The following is a 20,049-nucleotide window of genomic DNA, read 5'->3' on the forward strand; positions in this document are numbered from 1 at the left end:
ACTCATCACCCTTATCGAATTAAAAAAGCAATTACAAAAAAACCTAAATCTGTTTTTTCAGGTTGATTATATTTTTCTGGCCCACCATTTATCGCCCCCGCCGTTGTACGTATCCCCTGATCGTAAAGAACCACACTAACCACAATATCCTTGCCGCGGCTTTTTGCTGAGCAGCTCTTGTCAGTCAGTTTCCTGCTGATCGGTACAGTTTTCCATGACCTTGAGAATCTCCGGCACAAATAATCGGTCCCGCTTATTACCTCATCTTCTGCTTTGCTGCTAACACTATCCTCCGCCCTAAAGACCCAAACCCCTTCCTTATCCTATGCATGACCATAAACACGGACAGTGCCCTGATACCTCTAATAGGACGTAATAAAATACCAGAACCAGAAGGAGCCAAACAATGAACCATCATCTCTACACCGTAAAAAGCTTGCGAGAATTTCTTCAAATCGGGAGGTCAAATCTCTATGACCTGATCAAAAAAGCAGACTTAAAACCCACCTATTATATCGGCAAATCACCACGTTGGACACATGAAGCGGTTGAAAACTGGCTCTCCATGCGAACAAAAACAAAATAATTTTCTGCATCGCAACAAATTTTCTGGAAAAGGAGAAAGACATGGAAAAAACAGATTTTAAGGATGGAGAATTTTACGACCTGAAGCTTTCTGAATTGATTCCCAGCGAAGAACAGCCGAGGAAGTTTTTTTGTTTAGAAGCTCATAAGCAGTTGAAGGATTCAATCAAAAACAATCAAATGTTCGATGCAATACTTTTTACAATCAATAACGATAACTTGGTGATCGTGTCAGGTGAGAGACGTTGTCGGGCTATGAAAGATCTAGGGGAAGAACTAATTAGGGGCAGGTATATAGCAGATCCGAAACCTGAATTGCCGCTTATAGCAAATTTGCAAAGAGAAGATCTTCTGCCAGTCGAAAAAGCAGAGGCACTTTCATCGCTGAAGGAAAAATTTGGACACAGCCATGAGTATCTTGCAAATATTTTAGGAAAATCAATTTCGACAATTTCTGAAATAATCAAACTAAATACTCTTCCCGAAGACATTAAGTCGGAATGCAAAAAGAGCAAACGGTTTATGCATTACCGTCTTTTGCAGATTGCAAATGCACCAAACCATAGAGCAATGCGCAGCCAATTTAAAAAATATGTGAGAGAGCTTGACGGTAAGTCCAAGAAAAGAAATCCAAGACCAAAGTCGGGAATTATTTCTATAACCAAACGTTTGGATTGCATAATTAAAGATATTGAAAAAATTGAACTAAAGATCATGAATCATGCAGAATTAAATACATTAAGAGAAACAATAGAAAAGTTTGAAAATGTGGTGAACAAGCTTTGCAATTTTGAAGATTCAAGCATCAGTAATCATACTGCGTCATTCAACAAAGCAATCCTTCCTAGCGAATATTACCCTCCTGAAGAAACTACAACCCTACTAAAGGATTGTGATCAGATCGACGAAGACACCCAAAAAATAGATATTCCAATAACATATGTTACTTCGGAATTCCGAAGCACAGCCGATCCTGGCCTTGAAACATTCAGTATAGCAGATCCCGCAAAACCTATTCCTCTTACCATCTCCGATAATGCCGATGAATCCGCCGATCAGGAGGATCGTTTGTTGGCCTTAATAAGGTCGACTTCTCTGGCCTGTGAAAGGATTTCGAAATGAAAAATATACCTAATTCAGCTACCACCAAAGGGCAAATAGATCTGTCCTCCAGGAAACCCGGACCTGTTCCCCCTTGGGTCGACAGGAATTCGTTCAGGGTAGCCATGCTTGGGCAAGTCAACAAACTGACAAAAGGCCGCTGGGGGGCTATCTCGATGCGCGATGGAATTATCTGGTTCAGGTACAGTGCCTTGGTTGAGGTTCTTCGGGAGTGCTGCAATAGAGACCCTGATGTATTGGGTCTTCAGGTTGACGCCGAAAATTTTAGCCATCTTATTTTTACTATCTTAAAGTCGTTTAATGATAGATGCGTTGTATGGGGAATGCTGGGCAAAGGCTTCATGGCCACTAAGTGCAGAATCATTAATAGCAAGGGAAAGACGACAGCAATCACCTATCTGACACCCATTCGCACGACTTGGCTGAACATTCTCCCCGGCACCTTGGAACGTTTCAAACCTAATGCATTACGGAATATGGTGGGAAAAATCGAACCAGTTTGGAGGAAACTATGATCGATGACACCGTAAAATCTGCAACACATCCCATAAGGCAGCATTCCATAGAAGTTGGTAATCTAGCGTATCAATGCCGGCAAGTCGGATACTCCCTGCGATTACTCGCTGCCTTGATTGATACAAAGTCATATGGAGTTGTTTATCAGGCTATGATCTCAGCTGAGAGAGGTCGCGGTGGAAAGCGTGGTCCAACGACCCACGACCATAAATACTGGCTTGAAAAAAATGCTCAACACCTTCTTGGACCGATGAAGGCTCGAGGCATTACCCCCCGACGGTGGTGTTCAGCCTATGGAATCGAACTGCATAGCTTGTTTGACCCTCCAGAACTTGCAGATCCAGTAGTTATGGGATTTCTACAAGAAGATTTTCCGGAAGCATACGGCCTAAAACTGCCTCCCTATGTACATGATTACGAAGAGGTTCAGGGTTTTCAACACATTAAGTTAAAAAAGAAGAAACTTCATATATACAAACTCTCCAATGGCACCAAAATGATCAGCCAAAGCAAAGGAAAAGCTTTGAGTATGGCATGCAAGGTACAGGGATTGATTTATCAGGCGGAACGCCTACGGGTGCTGCTGCAGAAGGGTCAAGCAGAAGCACTGGCATGGGTGCCCAAAAAGGTGAAACTGGAACCTGATCAATTGACAGAGGAGGAGAAATTTGCAATGGCACGACTACGGCATCAGGCTAATATCGATGATATGATTGAAGACCTTTCAACTATTCCGAAATGGTATCCATCTGCGGAACATGTTGCAAAAGAAAAATTATTATACTCAATACTAATACAGCAGTATGAATGGACCGAAGAAAGAATTAAAAATGCGGTGCAAGGAGTTCGGTTGAAAAAAGGCAAATATTAAATCAGAAAGCTGCATTAAATAAACATTGTCAATATATCCTCTGGCGATTCTATAATGTTTATTTACTCCAGGAGGATCGAAACCCATATTCTCTTCGGAGCTACTCAATTTTTTCGAGCTCTCATTCATTTATCCCATAGTGATTGGCCTGTGCAAGTACGCAAAAGATGGTTGCGGAAGGTAAGTCATAGGCACACATCAGAGATGAATTGACGATACCTGCGTTTTATAGTGCCACCGTATAAACGCCCAAATTCCTCTCCGGGTAGCTCTCATAAACATGTTCGAAACATTCCGCTGTAAATCGACCAATTGGTTATCATTCATTTTGGAAGCATGCCCTTGATTGCAGCCAAATAAAGGCTACGTTGCGGATTTTCGAGTTTCTTGATTCTGCTAATGATGTCGACAGTGTCATAATCTGGGGCAACTTCGAACCCAGGTGCAGAAGGAATTACATCAACAAAGCTCACCTGCAGAGCTTGCGCGATTTTATAGAGACTGAATGCTGATGCACTAACTTTGCCTCGCTCTATGTTGCTTATAAACGTCGGGTGCACCTCAGCCAGCTCTGCAAGTCTCTCCTGCGATAGCCCCTGCGCCTTCCGGTGAAGTCGAACTTGCCTGCCCACATTAAGTTGAAAATCTCTCTGATCCATGTCTTGCACTTTAAGCAAAAAAACAGAGTACAAACATAGTCTATAGGCTAAATTTTATTGACCAGCAAACAGTCAATAAGCTAAGTTATACAATCTCTATTCAGCCTATTGAGTTTAATACAAGGGAGCTAGCTTGTATGATCGAGGGAACCAAATGATTACCAAATTTAAAAAGGAAGTTTTAAATCTTGGGGCTGAGGCATGCCTACCATCAATACTTTCGGATGAGTGGCTTGACTACCTTGACCAAGAGCTAATGGCCCTTGACACTGAAGATGAGCCGGACATAAGTTGTTCTTTAGCTGCTGTTGTTACACTACTTATGTCGAAAAAAGGCTCACAAGATAAATACTCAGCAACTTTAGATTGCTTATTCGATAAATTGATTGATTTCAGAATGGAGATAGGTTTAGAGATTGTTCACCGTCGGACGGGGATAAAATATGGACCTGCAACTCTTAAAACAATATTGACCAACAGAACAGTGAAGATACAGAAAATAAAGCAGGATGATCTGCAATGAATGATAAAATTTTGCTTGATAATTTGGGAATATTTTTATTTGGTCGATTAAGATCTCCCTTGAGCCAATATGATGCGATGAAACGTATCTGCGTTAAGGATGCGAAAAAGCAGATGAAACTTATGCTGACGAATGCTGATGCGCTAGGCGTTGGTGAAACGTTTCGTACTACTCTCATTATGGTTTTAAAACTTCACGGACTAAGCTTCACAAAGAAATAAACCTTTGAGATTGAAATGTCTAATACAGATATAGATCGTCGCATTGAACTAGACGAAGATGCATGCAGGCAGTACATCGACATGCTGGCCGCATTTATTGCGTGGGAACAAGCACGTTTTATGGGGAACAAGCAGCGGGCAACGTCGCTTGCAAAGGCACTGGTCCGGCATCAGCGAATGAACTGGGCATTACGTGTTGGCCATGCACCACATTTATTGACCGACATCCTCATGAGGCTTTATAAATTGTCACTTTCAGACAACGTTATCGTCTCAGGGCCGTGCAGCCTTTATGCTTATGAAGCCGCTGCCGGCGTAAGATTCTGTGGGGAGAAGTCTCACTCCCCGTCCCGCCATCGACTGGTCCTGAATACATCGATGGAATTGGTGGCGCCAGTGTTGGAAACGGTGAAAAAGGCAGACAAAACATTCGTTGAACTGCAAGACGTAATTGTCAACAGTAGAGGATTTTCAGTGGAGGTAAGAGTGGTAAACCTTACGGGTGTGGAAAGGTTTTCGAGTATCGTAGTGGCCAAGTCCGGATATTTTGCAAGGATGAACACAGCTCCGCTCTCGATCGATGAGCAGTTGTTACACGACAATATCGTACAACGCCTTGGCTTAATCAGAGGAGCATAGCGTCGAATATATAGGAAACCAAAGACCCGTGAGAGAAAATCGTTTTCTTGTCCTTTATCGGCATGCGAGGTCTGCGGAACTAGCAGGGAATGCATTTCCATGAGATTGATGGATGGTATAAATGCTATGTCGGCTGCATGTTGAGGAGAAGAAATGATGATTGAAATGAGCGAACGGCGTTGGCATATGAGCGTTTTTATGATGCTGAAATCTGAAAGAAATTGGTGCATCCGGATGGTCGAACGTATCAAGGCAGAACTGGAAAAACAGCCTGAGGAAGAGCACCTGGGAAAACTGCTTCGTGATGTGGAAGCCAATGAGGTAAGAGCGGCTACCATCAATGACATTTTGAGCAAAGCGCCTGGAAAAATCGTTCTGGACTGATCTCATGATGGTGTAATCCAGGTGCGGTGGAAGCAACGGCTACTTGATCCGTTTCACTTTTAATAACCTGCCTGCAATTATGGCTATAAAAGCACAACCTGCACTTAGCAATGCCCCCATTTTGGCAGCGCCTTGAGTAACCTGTTCAGTGAAAGCCTCACCCGCAACAAATAAAGCAACTGTCAGGCCGATTCCGGCGATCAGCCCAACCAAAGCCAACTCCTTGTTGCCGACCCTTTTCGGCAAAGGATATCCCAGTCTCACACTGAGCCGTCCCATCAGAAAAATGCCGCAGGTTTTGCCAATCACCAGTGCCCACAACACCAGCCAGGTAGCCTGACCGATTGAACTGAACCTTACCCCTGCGTTGGCTAGTCCGAACATGAAAAGGCCAAAGTCGACCACCACTTTCCAATCCTCCTCGAATTGGTGCATAGTGGACCTGTCCCTGGAATCCTCTTCAAAAATGTGCAAATTCTCTTTATTGGCATGGGGAAAAAAGGGGACTATAAAAACCAGCGCCAGTGCAGGATGCAAGTGCGCGTTGAATAAGCCGACCCAGCTCAGAGTGCCACCCACGAGCAGATATGGCCAATAGCTTTTCACGTTGAAGCGTCTGAAACCGTAGGTAACGGCCATGCCCAGCAACGTAGCTAAAAGCCATACAGGCTGCGCTGGTTGGCTTGGGTCCGGATAGAAAATTGCAATGATGGCCAGACCAATGGCATCGTCGGCAATAGCCAGCAACAGCAAGAAAGAGATAGCAGGGTGACGATCACCGAAAACAATGCGGGCTACAAGCCAGGCCAGGGCAATGTCAGTTGCAGTGGGAATTCCCCATCCCCGGTTCAGTGCGGGATTGCCGATCAGGGCGTTCAACCCAAAGTAAACCATTACCGGCCCAACAACGCCGCCAATGGTTGCAAACAGTGGATTGACCGCTTTTCGTAAAGGATGCAGCTCTCCTCCCGGGAGGCAGCTCTGGGTGATCTCAGCAGCCGCAATCCCGAAGAAAAGCACCATGAAAATGTCATTGGTTAGAAAGTGGAAACTGAGAGGGCCGATCAATGGATCGTGATCAAAATGATAATAGCTCTCCGGGACAAAATTGGACCAGATGAGCGCCACCACAATGCCGCTAATTAAAGGGATTGAAAATTCTCTTAAAAGATTAATTGGCTTTGCCATACATCACCTAAAAAATTGATGGTAAGAGTAATTTATCCGGAGGAGGGTCGTTCCATGCGCAACCGAATGCTTTCCGAACCCTTTTCGGAACGAATGAGGATGGCGTCGGCAGGAACTCCCAGCTTCTGAACAAGGTATTGTTTTAGATGTTGCAGTTTCCCGGGAATCTCCTTTGGTGGACCGATTATGACGAAACGGAACCTACGGTTTTCTTCCGGAACTTTGCTGATGATTTCGAGAACTTCTCTGCTGGAGGGGGTCAGTCCGCCTGCCCCGTCAAATGACAGCGGTGGGAATAGTGCTGTCGTCTCCACAGAAAGAATTACGGGCATGCCCAGGGAGCGTTCCAGCAACCGCGTCAGCAGCAGATTCTCATCCTGACTCACCAGATAGTCCCTTTTGATGATGACAGAAATATGCACTGTCTGTGCGGCGCCGGCGAAGGTGAGGGTTGTGCCAACCAGAGGGAACGGGGCAACAGCGTCGCCAAGTTCACGTTCGGCGTTCATCACCATCTGATCGACTTTTCCTTTCACCTGTACAGCCGTGTCAGGCTGCTTGCCTGCCGATGACCCCACCGCTTTGGACTCGGGCACTTGCTGCTGATTCAGCGCCTTTTCCGATGCGACGATCAGTTGCTCGAGACGAACATCGACCGGACGGGAGAAAGCCTCTGACAGCTCTTTCTCGATACTGGATTCGGATGTTAGTTCAATGAATTTCACCGTATTGACCGAAGCGGTTACCAAAAGTTTATTCCCTTGCTGAACATAATCATAGCCGGTCATGCGCGAGACGAGATCCTTGTTCAGATATTCTTTCAGCACCCGCTCGATACGCTTTTTCTCCTTCACCTTCCTCAGATCCACGATCAGCGTGTACACGAGTGGTATCGATATCAACATCAGCAGACAGGTAATAATCAGAAGCCGCTTGCGGGGTGAGTGTTGAGATGTTTCCGTATGACTGGTTCTGAATCCCAGCACAAAAAAAACAAGGTCCGATGTCAGGACGATAGCGACGAAGTTGGTGAAAAAAAGGAGAAATCCTCCCAGGGCAAGCATGACTTGGCCCGTGCCGAGGCCATAGCCAACGACACTGAGCGGAGGAATGACCGCGGTGGCGATTGCGACGCCGGAAGAGGTTATCAGGTAACTTCTTTTTGTACAGAGTGCAATCGCACCGACAATACCGGAGAGCATAGCCACGAAGAGATCGAATACATTGGGCCTCACCCGTGCCAATATCTCCGCAGTAGGCTCCTTTAAAGGCGAAAAGAACGTGATAAGGGTGCAGACCAGAATCGTCAAGGTTACGCTGATTCCGATCATCTTGAAGGCTCGACGCGCTAGATTCAGGTCACCAATCGTGAACGCCAGGCTCGATGAGATGATCGGTCCCATCAACGGTGAAATCAGCATCGCCCCGATCACCACAGCAACGCTATTGGTCAGCAGACCCAGCAGCGCGATTATACTTGCCAGGGTGAGCATGCAGAAATACACCCAGGAGCGTTCGGCATTTGCAGCCACCGTTCTGATGACTGCCCTGTGGTTGATTTCCTCGTTTTTAACCGCCAGATAGCTGGCAAGTTTCTTAAGCTGATACTTTATGAGTGCAATGTTCATTTTCCCTCCTGCTGCATGCATACAACACATTCATTGCTGCTTTGGCGGCTTCAGCAGATTTCCAGGGACCTTAAATCACATCGGCTCGAGCGTACGAATCACTTCATCCAGAAGATCCACCACTCCTAGCTGGGAGGAGAGAAAATACCGGGCGAAACTCGATTCTTTCTCTCCTACCCTGATACCGAAAATGCATTGGTTTCTCAGGCGGAATACATCCTCATCAGTTTCATCGTCTCCGACAAAGAGCGCCTTCTCGAAATTTCCCTGCTTCATGGTCGACAGCAGCGCATCCCCTTTGTTCGGTGCCCCTGCTGGAACAAGGTTTACCACGCATTTGCCATGAATAATCCGTGGACTTGGGCGTAAACTGCTGGCGGCGCGAAGAATCAGTGAGGAAGCCGTTTGATGATCAGGATGGTTTCTGTAATGGATGGAGAGTGTTTCGCCTTTATTTTCGACAGTGATACCGGATAGCGAATTAACCACCAACTGCCTGACATGGTGTTCCCAATCATGGCACAGATTCAGAAAAACCTCCCTTTTACCATCAAGCTCGGGAAGACCCTCCGCGCCATGATTGCCGATCAGATAATGAGGGTTGAAGGTGAGATGGGAACGGGCGTCTTCGAGGCCACGACCGGTTAAGACGGCGATACGGGCAAGATTGCAAAGACGGGACATCCTGACGCTGATCTCAGGGGCAATCACGATATTGGAGGGGTCCGATGTGATTGGTGCCAGCGTTCCATCAAGGTCAAAAGCGAAAAGAGTTCTCTGGTCAATGAAACTGCGCAGATCTTTTCGTATAGCAGGGCTCAGGAGAGTTACCGCCTTCTCGTCAGGCCTCACGGTTTCCTCCCGATACGTGCTGCCAATTTTTCCCTCTGGCGCACCCTTGCCGCATCGAGGAGCATGCGCCCAGCCCAGCGATAGACGTTAAAATCCCGCACGAGGTCACGCATGCTGCGCATCCGTTCCCGCTGCTCGTGTTCCGGCATGGTCAGCCCCTGATATAGGGCCTCGGCCGTTTGCTCTACATGGTAGGGATTTACAATCAATGCCTCGTGCAGTTCGTGGGCCGCTCCCGTGAACTGACTCAGCACCAGAGCTCCTTGTTCATCATCCCGGGCCGCGATGTACTCTTTTGCAACAAGATTCATGCCGTCGTGAAGGCTGGTAACCATACAGACGTCAGCGGCACGATAGTAGCGGTTGATGTCGTCCGGCTCGTGATGCTCGGCCTTAAGAAAGATCGCCGGACAACCGTTTCGGGTGAATCGCCCATTGATCTGCTCTGCAAGGGCATGAACACGTTCCTGAAACCTGCGATACTCTTCCAGAGCCGACCTGCTGGGGGCAGCGATCTGGACGAAACTAAACCGGCCGGCCAATTCGGGGTGCAGTTCGAACATCCGTTCCACCGCCGCAAAACGTTCCAGGATCCCTTTGGTGTAATCCATCCGGTCCACACCGATTCCCAACAGGTGATCAGCAGGAAGCCCCAGTGTTGCCAGGATTTCCCCTTTTGTCTGGTGTACCGGCGGTAGACTCCCCTGCCATGGCGGCGGCCACTGGATCGAAATCGGGTAGCTTTCAACCATGGTCAACTGTCCTCGGCATGAGATGGTGGATGCATCGTGGCCGATGCGGGTTTCAAGATACCGGTCCACGGTCTCCAGGAAATTCTTGCAATGGAACGTGGTGTGAAAACCGAGGATGGTGCTGCCCAACATTCCCTGGAGCAGTTCCTCCCGCCATGGGCAAATGCCGAAGGATTCAGGATTAGGCCAGGGGATATGCCAGAAGGTGATGATGGTGGCCTTTGGCAATGCTTTTCGGATCATGCCAGGCAGGAGGGCAAAATGGTAATCCTGCACCAGCACGACCGGATCATCGCCGTCCGCCTCTTTGACCACTGCATCGGCGAACCGCTGATTGATTTTGACATACTCGTGCCAGTCGCTCGTGCGGAACACGGGACGCACATGGGCAATGTGGCAGAGGGGCCAGAGTCCCTCGTTGGCGAACCCGTAATAATAGCCCTCCTCCTCTTCGGGGGTGAGCCAGATCCTCCGCAGGTTGTACTCAGGATGGTCGGGAGGAACCCTCACCCGGTCGTGACGGTCAACCGTTTCGCGATCGGCATTGCCGCTACCATGGGCGATCCAGGTTCCGGAACAGGCTCGCATGACCGGCTCGACTGCGGTCACCAGACCACTGGCGGGACGGTGCACCCCTATCTCTCCGTCTTTCCTGCTATGGATGTACGGTTCCCGATTTGAAACCACCAGGATGCGTTCCCCTGCCAACTGTTTGTGCAGCAGCGTCCGCAGCGTCTCTGGACTCCAACTGATGGTAGCATCGTCGGCAAAACGTCTTTCCGCATCCAATGTCCTCAGCAGGGCGCGAAGATCTCCAACCAGGGGCTGAAGTTCCGCCTTCGGGACCTGCTGGCCGAATGGACGAATGATCCCCTCCCCGCGCAACATCGCCCGAACGCCTTCCATCCATCCTCGCCAGCTCAGATGCGCTACGAACACCGTAATCAGGGAAATCACCACCCCCAGAATCCCGAAGAGGGAGATGACATATGTGCGTGTATCTGCGCTGCGCCGCTCCATGTAGCTCATATCATGTACCAGCACCAACGATCCGATGACGGCTCCCTCAAAGGACAGGGGAGCAACCGCCACATGCACCGGTCCCTGGGGCAGACGGATCAAATGGGCTGGATCCTTGCCGACCTTTTCAGGCATGGTGCAGGAAAGCGACGCCGGGAAGGCGGATGTGCGGTGGATAAGCTTCCCTTCTTCGTTGCATACTCCCAAGGCCAGGAGCCGTTCATCCTGGGTTGCTCGCTGCAGGAGGGCATTTACCCTGGAACGCTCCTTTTTTTGCAGCAGTTCCACCAATGGCTCCTGAAGCGTATTTCCCACCAGGCGAGAACGAATGTCCATATCCCGTACTGACCAGCGGAGATTCAGACCGTCCACCAGCGGCACTACCGCATAGGCCAACAAGCTCAGGGCAAGTGCCAGCGGGATGACGAATCGGAGAGAAAGATGCAATGATCGCAAAGATGCCATCGGGATCTCCTAAAAAGCGCTGTCCAAGCGCGTGATCAATCTGATGGCGGCTTGGTCAGGCCAACCATGTGAAGGCATGGGTGAACGCCACATTCCCAAAACCGCCGACATCGTGCTGGATCTGCTCAAGGCACACAGAAGGATGATTAAGATTAGTCGCCTATACCTAAGCCAGCGGTTTGGGCGTCAGATCTTCGGCCCCCAATAATCGAGTGACGAGTCGCATACCCATCACCACCGAAGAGAGCTGTTCATTAGATAGTTCCTGTAACCCCTTCAGAAGCAGAGTTTGTGCGATCTCTGGAGCCTTGGAAACAACCTCCTTGCCAGAACTGCTCAGTTCTAGGTCAACTGCCCTGCGATCTTTTTTCGATTGGGTGCGGGTAACAAGTCCTTTAGCTTCAAGCCTGTTGATTATCCCAACCACTGTTGCTGGACGCAGATACATCTGGTGTGCAAGTTCAGAAATCCGGAGGGGGGCCTCCCTTAGTATTTTCAGTCCCCATAGCTGAGGGCCGGTGAGGTTGGTCGTCTGTTCGGCAGCTTTAGAGTATTCCTCTATCGCCTGGAAGACTCGCCGCAGGTTATTAATGACCTCTTGGGTTTCCTTCGCTCTTTTCTCCATGGCTGCTCCCGGTGTAATTTAAATAGCATTACTAATAATTAGCGATGCTATTTAAATAAATAGTGTGGTTTAAATCAAGCATTCTAATTATTCCACGTCCCCTTACGGTGAAAGCAGCCTGAAATTTCCAGGCCTTTTCTGCAATTGCGATCCTACCTGATATTCTTTTTAATAAGTGCATTTCAAGGGGTAGCGAAGGAGAATTTTATGGATAACGGAGCGCTTGCGGCAGGATTCTGGGAATTCGTAGGCGGGGAGCGGTCGTCGGGCTATTTCTTCCCGCCTCCAAACGAATGATTGCCTTTACCATGGCGATCGGAGCCGGGGTTCTGGTGTCGTCTGAGGCGTGCGAAGTGATAGATGAATCCTTCAGACAAGGGGGATTTGATGCCTCCTCCAAGCTTGCGGTGGATGATGTTTGGCTCAGACATGGATCCTCCGGTTCACTTAAAAGAGGCCGTCGAATGAGTCGAGGCCACGCAGATTGCAGAGCGGATTCCGAATAAGAGGCAGCACCTATTTTTCAAGAAACTTCGCGATAACCAACACAAGCAAACGACAAGAAGCAGTCGGACGAGGGACCAGAGGAACATTTAGCCCATCATGGTGCCGTCCATCATCATGAGCTTGCCTCCAGATTGAGCCGACGCAGCCGGAGCGCATTGGTTATCACCGATACGGAGCTGAATGTCATGGCTGCACTGGCAATCATAGGACTGAGAAGGATGCCGAACATGGGATACAGCATTCCTGCCGCTATGGGCACACCGAGAACATTGTAGATGAAGGCAAAGAACAGGTTCTGCCGGATGTTACGCATGGTAGCGGAACTGAGTTTCCTGGCACGGGCGATTCCAGCCAGATCCCCTTTTACCAGAGTCACGCCAGCACTCTCGATTGCAACATCGGCGCCGGTTCCCATGGCTATTCCAACTTCGGCCTGTGCCAAAGCTGGGGCGTCATTGATGCCATCACCTGCCATTGCCACATGCAGTCCCCTCTGTTGCAGTTCCTTCACCACCTCGCTCTTTCGCTCAGGCAGAACCTCGGCTTCGACGTGATCGATTCCGACTTTCCTGGCCACAGCCTCAGCTGTCAGCCGGCTGTCACCGGTCAACATGATGACGCGAATTCCTTCCTCATGGAGGTGTCGGATCGCTTCCCCGGCAGAAGGTTTCAGTTCATCTGCGACACCTATGGTACCTGCGACCTGACCATCAACCGCCACCAGCATTACCGTCTGCCCGGCCCGCCGCAACTCTTCCGCTTGATCTAACAGAGGAGTTGGATCTATCTCTTTGACTCTGAGCAACTCCTGATTACCGAAGGCAATACGGTGTCCAGCCACGGTCCCGGTAACTCCTTTGCCAGGAACCGCCTCAAAATCTTCCGCCTCCGCGAGATCGAGCCTTCTTTCCTCGGCGCCCTTTACAATTGCTGCCGCCAATGGATGTTCGCTTCCCCGCTCGAGACTGGCGACCTGGCGTAACACCTCGTTCTCATCATGAGTGGGTCCGACGGCCACAGAGACCAGTCTGGGTTTTCCTTCAGTAATTGTGCCGGTCTTATCAATGACGAGCGTATCGACCTTTTCAAGCCTTTCCAGGGCTTCTGCATTTTTGATGAGAATCCCTGCGAGGGCGCCACGCCCCGTACCCACCATGATCGACATGGGTGTGGCCAAACCAAGGGCACAGGGACAGGCGATAATGAGGACCGCAACAGCATTGACCAGTGCATGGGCCATCGCCGGCTCGGGCCCGAGGAGGCTCCAGATGGCAAAGGTGACAATGGCACTCAGGATGACGGCAGGTACGAACCAGGAAGCCACCACATCGGCTAGCCGCTGAATCGGGGCACGACTGCGCTGGGCTTCGCCCACCATACGAACGATACGGGCCAGGATGGTTTCATTTCCGACCTGCTCGGCTTGCATGATGAAGCTGCCAGAGCCGTTAATCGTTCCTCCCACAATTTTCGTCCCCTGGGGTTTTTCTACCGGAACAGGCTCACCGGTGATCATTGATTCATCAACGGAACTGAAACCATCGATGACAACACCATCCACCGGAACCTTTTCTCCCGGGCGGACCCGCAGACGATCGCCCTGCTTGACATCTGCAAGCGGCACCTCTTCGTCCCGGCCATCGGTGATTTTCAAGGCAGTTTTCGGTGCGAGATCAAGAAGCGCCTTTATGGCACTGCCTGTCTTGCTTCTCGCCCGCAACTCGAGCACCTGGCCCAGGAGCACCAGGACGGTGATCATGGCTGCTGCTTCAAAATACACGGCAATATGGCCTCCGTGTCCACGGAAAGCGGCAGGGAAGTACTGCGGGAAAAAGACCGCGGTAACACTGTACACGTAGGCGGTGCCGATCCCCATCGCGATAAGCGTGAACATGTTGAGGCGAAAGGTCATCAGGGACCGCCATCCTTTTTGGAATAGTGGCAATCCTCCCCAGATGACGGCAGGGGTCGCAAGGCCAAATTGGGCGATTACTGCCATGCGACCATAAACTGCCGGGTCAAGGGTTCTGGCAAAGGCCATCTCACCCATTGCGATAACAAACACCGGGATGGAAAGTGCGAGTGTTATCCAGAACCGCCGACTCATTTCTTTGAGTTCCGGGTTGGGCTCATCCGCTGCTGCCACTGTTTTTGGCTCCAGCGCCATGCCACAGATTGGACAAGAGTCGGGGCCGGGGCGGACGATCTCCGGGTGCATCGGGCAGATGTATTCAACACCGGCCGGCGCAGAAACCTGCACTGCTTGATCTTTGTTCAGGTACCTCTCGGGGTCAGAACTAAACTTGCCCAGGCAGCCGGTACTACAGAAGAAGTAGACCTGCCCCCCGCGGTCAGCGCTGCCGGCCGCATTATCAGGAGATACGTCCATGCCGCAAACAGGATCCTGCTCTTTCGTTTTCCGCACTGGCATCTCCGTCATTTTTTCTTCTGATTCGTTCCCTTCATCTTCATCATCTCGCACTGCTTCATAATCTGATCAACCTCCGCCACTATCTTTTCCGAATCAGGGTTGTCCGCCTTCACTTCCTTCTCCAGCAAGTCGAGGTGCTGATTGGTCGTGTTAAGGCGGCTATCCATCATTGTGGCAAGGTCCGTCATCCTCTCCTGCATCTCCGGGGACATGGAGTCCTGCATCTCCTTATGGTGATTTTCCATTTGCTTCAGACTCTGCCGCATCTCGTTCACCGCGATGATGGCGAAATCCTTGTCCACCTTCCCTGTGGCGGTCACTTCCGATTTCAGGGCCTTCGCAAAGTTCTGGAGGTTTTTCTTGTACGCCATGCCGAGCTTGTGGTGAGGGTTCGACATCATCGCCTGCATCGCCCCGTCTTTCTTGTCCCCCTGCATTCCGTGTCCCTGCATCCCCTTCATCTTGTCGGCGGCAAATACGGAACAGGCCATCATCATGGTGATGGCCACTGCGATTGTATATTTTGTAATACTCATGATAGGTCCTTTCCTGTGGTTTAGTCCTAGGGTACTAAAATAAGTCCCCGGGACAAAAGCCCCGGAGGGAGAAATCAGTGTGATGCGAGCGAGGAAATGAGCTGTCGGCAAACTTCTACGCAGCTGCGTCGCTTAGTTCTTTTCCCCTGTCCCTGCCGGCATTGTAGGTCCAGATAGGGTCGACGTGCATCCGATGCAGGAATGTGGTCCTCAAGAAAGGCATCTTGGAAAGGATAAGCTTGGTCGTCACGTCCACACCATGAGAATCCTCTCCTGTCGGAAATTCACCCTTGACCGCAACGGCAGTAGCCGGAAACCGGATCGATTCTGTATTGAAGTTGTAGAGCAACTCGCTACTGACATCGCCGCTCCCTTTGCGATCCGCATTGCCGCTGTAGAACGTGCCCGACACGTTAAATTGTGTAATGGGCAGGATGCCGAACTCAAAGATCGGCTGGTACAGCACGCGGCTTGCGCCGTATCCCTCCTCGGTGTAGCGAAGCACGCCCTGGAATTCCCTGCTCCTGAACTTGATGAGATAGGCATCCTCCAGTTCCGTCAGCAGGTTCTCTTCGAGATTCATGTCATCGAGGCCTCCTCTCGTTTCAGAATGGGAAATAATTAAAAGTTTAGTTGATATTTGGAGGGTGGCAACCTGAGGAAGTATTATGAGATTCTGTTAAAATAGCTAAGGGAGCACACCATTGAAATTACATGGTCTGTTTGACATACCATTGGAGCCACGCAAACTGTAAGTAATCTTCATCCGGAATCTCCTATGAGAGCCTGGTTTCCTGATTGATGACTCTTGAAGGAAGGGATCAAGGAAAAGTCGTAAGAAGTAGAATTTGAGAGGTAACTGGGCAAAGCATCTTAAAGGGAATATATGAGAAATGATGTGAGCGCCAGAAACGGACAGTGGACCGATTATTTCATTCGGGTAGCGGTAGCTGTCAGCTTTGCCGTGGGCATGGTCGCTTTTCTGGCACTTCTCTGGTACGCAGTCGACATGTTGCTGCTTGGGTTTGCCGGTGTGTTACTGGCCGTGCTGCTCCGCGCTCCTGCAAACTGGCTGGCCCGGCATTCGCCCTTCTCAGCCGGATGGTCTCTGCTGGTGGTGATTCTCGCCTTAGCTCTTCTGCTTGGCATTGCTGCCTGGCTGGTCGCCACGCCGGTGCTTGAGCAATTCAGTACTCTGACAAATATGCTGCCGGATATGGCTGACTCCGCACTGAAACAGTTGCACCACTACACATGGGGAGACTGGGTCGTGGGACGGGTAGAGTCGCTTGACTGGAAGTCACCCCGCATCAACCTCCTCGGAAAAATGACCGGTGCTCTCTCCAGCGTTTTCGGGATCTTTGCCGATATCATCATCATTTTGTTTCTAGGGCTGTATCTGGCCGCTCAACCGGAAACCTACATCAATGGCATCATCAAATTGGTGCCGATTTCCGGCCGACAGCGAGCGAGGCAGGTGCTTGAACAGATTGGGAGTACCCTGCAATGGTGGCTTCTCGGGATACTGACCGCGATGTCCATAATTGGCATATTGAGCGGTCTCGGACTCTGGTTGATGGGCATCCCCTTTGCCCTGGCATTGGGGCTGTTGGCTGGCCTGCTCGCTTTCATTCCCTATCTTGGCGCCATTATCTCGGCAATCCCGGCAATGCTGGTCGCCTTGGCCTTGGGACCGGAGCATGCTCTGTACGTAGCTGCTCTGTATTTTGGCATTCATCTGGTGGAAGGCTATCTGCTGAATCCGCTTATACAGCAGTATGCAGTGTCGCTTCCGGCAGCGGTTCTACTATCTGCCCAAGTCCTGTTCGGAATCCTTCTAGGGGGGATGGGCATCATTCTCGCGGCTCCGATCGCTGCGACGATTCTGGTAGCGGTAAAAATGCTTTATATAGAAGATCTTCTTGGGGAGAGCGGCAATACAGCATGACGACGTGTAGTGCGAGTACCTTTTTTAGAAATTAACCTTTTGAAAGGAGATGAGCATGCGCCAATTCACACACATCCTCGTAATTAACCGACTAATGGCAAACACCACTGTAGCACTCCATGAAGGGATACGGCTTGCAAAGACTTTTGGCGCTGATCTCAGCCTGCTTCGTATTTATTCCAATCCGGTGGCGGTGGATATGGAGGCGGTCAATGCCCCCGGGCTTTTCATCAAAGGAGAGGAATATAAAAATTACATGTCGGTGAGAGAGCAGTACAAGGAAGAACTAGAAAAAGCCATCCAGCAGGTTGAGAAGGATGGGATAAGAATCAAAAAACATCTAACGGATAAGGAACCGGTAGCCGAGATCCTTCGGCTGGTTGCGGAGGAACATATCGATCTTATTGTTGCTCTGGCTCATGAGGAAGGAGGTCTGGAACATCTGCTGTTCGGTGGAGAAAATGACAAGATCATCCGTAAAATGCCCTGTTCGGTGCTACTCGTTAAACATGAACCGAAACCGGTACTCTGAAACTCCAGTGCTTCTTCCTATCACAGCATATGGACATCTCAGTTTTCAGGGGGCTTGGTGTGGTCACGAGCAGGTCGAGCCTTGCTTTTCATCATCAGCAAAAGGGCAAGAAGAGATTTCTCTCGTGGAGTAACTTTTGCGCGGGTGACTCCCAGTTCCGAACCTTCAGGCGCCGATAAAGACGCGCTCTTCTGGATTCCCAGAAGCTGACTCGGGTAGACACTATGATATCCGACAATCAGAAAGCTAGTCATGCAGGCGACGGCAGCATGTGGCCCGATCGCTGAACCAAACATTTCCATCGCCATCACAGAGGCTGCTATTGGCGTATTGGCTGCTGCAGCCAGAACGGCAACCATCCCAATGGCGGAGAAAGCTGCAAGGTTTGATTCGTGGAAAAGAGAAGCAAAGAGATTTCCGGCAGAACTGCCGATGAAAAAGATTGGGGTGAGCACACCTCCACTGCCGCCGCACCCAAGAGTAATCGAAGTGGTAACGGTTTTCCAGAAGAATGCTGCCAGTGGTAGTCGGCCACCATGCAGAGCTGTTTCGATCGAAGATAGCCCCAGACCAAGGTAGTCGCGGGAGACGAATGTGCCGATCAACACCAATAGCGCTCCACCAATCAATGCCCGGTCACTCCAGTGCCACGAAAAGCGCTCCAGCAGTTTTCTCGCAAGGTGCAACAGTTGAATGAAAAACAAAGCAATGATACCGCACCAAACACCTAGCAGCAGCATTTCAACAAAGCTCCAACCAGAAAGATGAGCTGTTATTGAGACAGCTTCGTAGGGATAGGTGACACCGAGCGAGGTGGCGACATGATATCCGACAATTGCAGCTACAAATGAAGGGAAAAGCACATCGTACATCATTTGCCCCAGAACCAGCACCTCGATACCAAAGAGCGCACCAGCGATTTCTGTCCCAAACACTGTGGCAAAACCGGCACTGATGCCGCAGATCACAAGCTTCTTTTTATCAGCGGCGGGCAGACGAGCCACGCTTGCCACAGATGAAGCAAGCGCGGCCGCTATTTGGGCACAGGGCCCCTCTTTGCCGGCGGAACCACCGCTGGCAAGTGTAATTATGGTCGCTGCCAGTTTGACTGGCACTATCCGGAAAGAGATATGCCCAGCTCTCTGATGTACTGCTTCAATGACTTTTTCAGTGCCGTGGCCTGCCGCATCAGGAGCAAGAAACCTGGTGAGAGCGCTGCTGACCAACAGAGACGCCGGCAGAAACATCTGGAAATGCAGGTTCTGACCATACAAGCCTGTCGCAAGTGACAGAACCTTCAGGAAAAAAGCTGTGCCAAGACCAGCCAGCATACCGACGACCGATGCAAATATTGTCCATTTGACGATGCTGGAAAAAAGAGTAACGTGTTCAGATAGATGCGGTTTCATTACTGCCGTTACCTTTGCACTACAAATTCATCTCTCCTGTTCTTTGTCCAGGCTGATTCAGTATTACCGACAACAGCAGGTTTTTCCTTGCCATAGCTGACAACAGAAAGTTTTGCTGCCGGCACTCCCAGAGTGATCAAATATTGCATGGCAGCTCTTGCCCGACGTTCGCCCAGTGCAAGATTATACTCGGCAGAGCCGCGCTCGTCACAATGCCCCTCAATGGTAACCTTTAGATTATTAAGCTGCATCATTGTCTCCGCATCCTTGACCAGTACCTGCCGTGCATCATTGCTCAGGTTGGAGCTGTCCAAATCAAAAAAAATCTTTTCAAGATCAGAGGTCGCTGCAGCGACTTTGACAGCTTGTGGAGCTTGACGTGCTGATTCTACGGGTGCCGCGGCTGGTTTGTCGATTTTGTTCTCCTGTTGAGGCGGCTTGATTGTTTTTTCTGCAAAAGGAATAGCCGGCATGGATGCGGCGGTGTGTGTCGTTCCTAAAGGTTCGTCCTTTTTTACCACTTCCTTGTTTGCACATGCTGTCGCGGCAATCATAATCCCCATACAACAGAGCATTTTCATAAGCTTTTTAATTACTTGCATTGATTTACTCCTTCTTTGCGTTTGTGACATTAGA

At 50.0% G+C, this 20,049-nt stretch carries 22 protein-coding genes; 10 read left to right on the forward strand and 12 right to left on the reverse strand.

The window, feature by feature from the left end:
• The first annotated feature begins 406 nt into the window (after nucleotides 1-406).
• From KJB30_RS00770 to KJB30_RS00785, 4 genes are read left to right on the forward strand one after another with little or no spacing between them, the layout of a single operon-like run.
• Nucleotides 407-586 carry a helix-turn-helix transcriptional regulator gene (locus tag KJB30_RS00770; protein ID WP_214296016.1) on the forward strand — a complete coding sequence of 60 codons (180 nt, stop codon included), beginning with the start codon at nucleotides 407-409 and terminating at the stop codon, nucleotides 584-586.
• Nucleotides 587-627: 41 nt separating this feature from the next.
• Entirely contained in the window at nucleotides 628-1,707 is a 1,080-nt protein-coding gene (locus tag KJB30_RS00775; protein WP_214296017.1) for a ParB/RepB/Spo0J family partition protein, read from the forward strand.
• Nucleotides 1,704-2,222 carry a hypothetical protein gene (locus KJB30_RS00780; RefSeq protein WP_214296018.1) on the forward strand — a complete coding sequence of 173 codons (519 nt, stop codon included), beginning with the start codon at nucleotides 1,704-1,706 and terminating at the stop codon, nucleotides 2,220-2,222. Before KJB30_RS00775 ends, KJB30_RS00780 begins: the two co-directional genes overlap by 4 nt.
• On the forward strand, nucleotides 2,219-3,094 hold the full coding sequence (locus KJB30_RS00785; protein ID WP_214296019.1) for a hypothetical protein: 876 nt from the start codon (nucleotides 2,219-2,221) through the stop codon (nucleotides 3,092-3,094). Before KJB30_RS00780 ends, KJB30_RS00785 begins: the two co-directional genes overlap by 4 nt.
• 323 nt (nucleotides 3,095-3,417) lie before the next feature.
• Here KJB30_RS00785 and KJB30_RS00790 read toward each other — a convergent pair whose 3' ends face one another.
• Nucleotides 3,418-3,753: a helix-turn-helix domain-containing protein gene (locus KJB30_RS00790; protein WP_214296020.1), complete on the reverse strand. Its 336-nt coding sequence runs from the start codon at nucleotides 3,751-3,753 to the stop codon at nucleotides 3,418-3,420.
• Nucleotides 3,754-3,907: 154 nt separating this feature from the next.
• On the opposite strand from KJB30_RS00790, the gene KJB30_RS00795 reads away from it, so the two are divergent.
• The 4 genes from KJB30_RS00795 to KJB30_RS00810 all read left to right on the forward strand — a co-directional run bounded on the left by KJB30_RS00795 (nucleotide 3,908) and on the right by KJB30_RS00810 (nucleotide 5,520).
• Entirely contained in the window at nucleotides 3,908-4,276 is a 369-nt protein-coding gene (locus tag KJB30_RS00795; protein ID WP_214296021.1) for a hypothetical protein, read from the forward strand.
• The gene (locus KJB30_RS00800) at nucleotides 4,273-4,497 is read left to right on the forward strand and encodes a hypothetical protein (RefSeq protein WP_214296022.1); all 225 of its coding nucleotides are present in this window, start codon (nucleotides 4,273-4,275) and stop codon (nucleotides 4,495-4,497) included. The genes KJB30_RS00795 and KJB30_RS00800 overlap by 4 nt, the downstream gene beginning before the upstream one ends.
• Before the next feature lie 15 nt (nucleotides 4,498-4,512).
• The gene (locus tag KJB30_RS00805; RefSeq protein WP_214296023.1) at nucleotides 4,513-5,136 is read left to right on the forward strand and encodes a nucleotidyltransferase family protein; all 624 of its coding nucleotides are present in this window, start codon (nucleotides 4,513-4,515) and stop codon (nucleotides 5,134-5,136) included.
• 153 nt (nucleotides 5,137-5,289) lie between these two features.
• Nucleotides 5,290-5,520, forward strand: coding sequence for a hypothetical protein (locus KJB30_RS00810; protein WP_214296024.1), 231 nt, complete (start codon nucleotides 5,290-5,292; stop codon nucleotides 5,518-5,520).
• A 39-nt stretch (nucleotides 5,521-5,559) separates the two neighbouring features.
• Here the strand turns inward: KJB30_RS00810 and KJB30_RS00815 are convergent, their stop codons facing one another.
• The 9 genes from KJB30_RS00815 to KJB30_RS00855 form a co-directional block, all read right to left on the reverse strand.
• Nucleotides 5,560-6,708, reverse strand: coding sequence for a Na+/H+ antiporter NhaA (locus tag KJB30_RS00815; RefSeq protein WP_214296025.1), 1,149 nt, complete (start codon nucleotides 6,706-6,708; stop codon nucleotides 5,560-5,562).
• A gap of 32 nt (nucleotides 6,709-6,740) precedes the next feature.
• Nucleotides 6,741-8,336 carry a TIGR00341 family protein gene (locus KJB30_RS00820; protein WP_214296026.1) on the reverse strand — a complete coding sequence of 532 codons (1,596 nt, stop codon included), beginning with the start codon at nucleotides 8,334-8,336 and terminating at the stop codon, nucleotides 6,741-6,743.
• Between the two features lie 75 nt (nucleotides 8,337-8,411).
• A complete protein-coding gene (otsB, locus tag KJB30_RS00825; protein ID WP_214296027.1) occupies nucleotides 8,412-9,188 on the reverse strand; it encodes a trehalose-phosphatase in 777 nt (258 codons plus the stop codon).
• Nucleotides 9,185-11,425 (reverse strand): alpha,alpha-trehalose-phosphate synthase (UDP-forming), encoded by a 2,241-nt coding sequence (locus KJB30_RS00830; RefSeq protein WP_214296028.1) that lies wholly within the window; start codon nucleotides 11,423-11,425, stop codon nucleotides 9,185-9,187. Before KJB30_RS00830 ends, otsB begins: the two co-directional genes overlap by 4 nt.
• Nucleotides 11,426-11,591: 166 nt before the next feature.
• Entirely contained in the window at nucleotides 11,592-12,050 is a 459-nt protein-coding gene (locus KJB30_RS00835) for a MarR family winged helix-turn-helix transcriptional regulator (RefSeq protein WP_214296029.1), read from the reverse strand.
• 269 nt (nucleotides 12,051-12,319) lie between these two features.
• On the reverse strand, nucleotides 12,320-12,481 hold the full coding sequence (locus KJB30_RS00840) for a hypothetical protein (RefSeq protein ID WP_214296030.1): 162 nt from the start codon (nucleotides 12,479-12,481) through the stop codon (nucleotides 12,320-12,322).
• Between the two features lie 188 nt (nucleotides 12,482-12,669).
• Nucleotides 12,670-14,982, reverse strand: coding sequence for a heavy metal translocating P-type ATPase (locus KJB30_RS00845; protein WP_367618900.1), 2,313 nt, complete (start codon nucleotides 14,980-14,982; stop codon nucleotides 12,670-12,672).
• A gap of 11 nt (nucleotides 14,983-14,993) precedes the next feature.
• Complete coding sequence (locus tag KJB30_RS00850; protein ID WP_214296031.1) at nucleotides 14,994-15,524, reverse strand: hypothetical protein; 531 nt, start codon at nucleotides 15,522-15,524, stop codon at nucleotides 14,994-14,996.
• A gap of 115 nt (nucleotides 15,525-15,639) precedes the next feature.
• Complete coding sequence (locus tag KJB30_RS00855) at nucleotides 15,640-16,107, reverse strand: hypothetical protein (RefSeq protein ID WP_214296032.1); 468 nt, start codon at nucleotides 16,105-16,107, stop codon at nucleotides 15,640-15,642.
• Nucleotides 16,108-16,422: 315 nt separating this feature from the next.
• Between KJB30_RS00855 and KJB30_RS00860 the strand changes: the two genes are divergently transcribed.
• Together KJB30_RS00860 and KJB30_RS00865 are read left to right on the forward strand one after the other, a co-directional pair.
• The gene (locus KJB30_RS00860) at nucleotides 16,423-17,472 is read left to right on the forward strand and encodes an AI-2E family transporter (protein ID WP_214296033.1); all 1,050 of its coding nucleotides are present in this window, start codon (nucleotides 16,423-16,425) and stop codon (nucleotides 17,470-17,472) included.
• 55 nt (nucleotides 17,473-17,527) lie between these two features.
• Entirely contained in the window at nucleotides 17,528-18,004 is a 477-nt protein-coding gene (locus KJB30_RS00865; protein ID WP_214296034.1) for a universal stress protein, read from the forward strand.
• A 38-nt stretch (nucleotides 18,005-18,042) separates the two neighbouring features.
• On the opposite strand, the gene KJB30_RS00870 is transcribed toward KJB30_RS00865, so the two are convergent.
• Nucleotides 18,043-19,413 (reverse strand): chloride channel protein, encoded by a 1,371-nt coding sequence (locus tag KJB30_RS00870; protein ID WP_214296035.1) that lies wholly within the window; start codon nucleotides 19,411-19,413, stop codon nucleotides 18,043-18,045.
• A gap of 8 nt (nucleotides 19,414-19,421) precedes the next feature.
• The gene (pal, locus tag KJB30_RS00875) at nucleotides 19,422-20,015 is read right to left on the reverse strand and encodes a peptidoglycan-associated lipoprotein Pal (RefSeq protein WP_246545405.1); all 594 of its coding nucleotides are present in this window, start codon (nucleotides 20,013-20,015) and stop codon (nucleotides 19,422-19,424) included.
• Between the last annotated feature and the right edge of the window lie 34 nt (nucleotides 20,016-20,049).

Origin of the sequence: Pelotalea chapellei (genome assembly GCF_018531195.1) — a bacterium.
GTDB lineage: Bacteria > Desulfobacterota > Desulfuromonadia > Geobacterales > Pseudopelobacteraceae > Pelotalea > Pelotalea chapellei.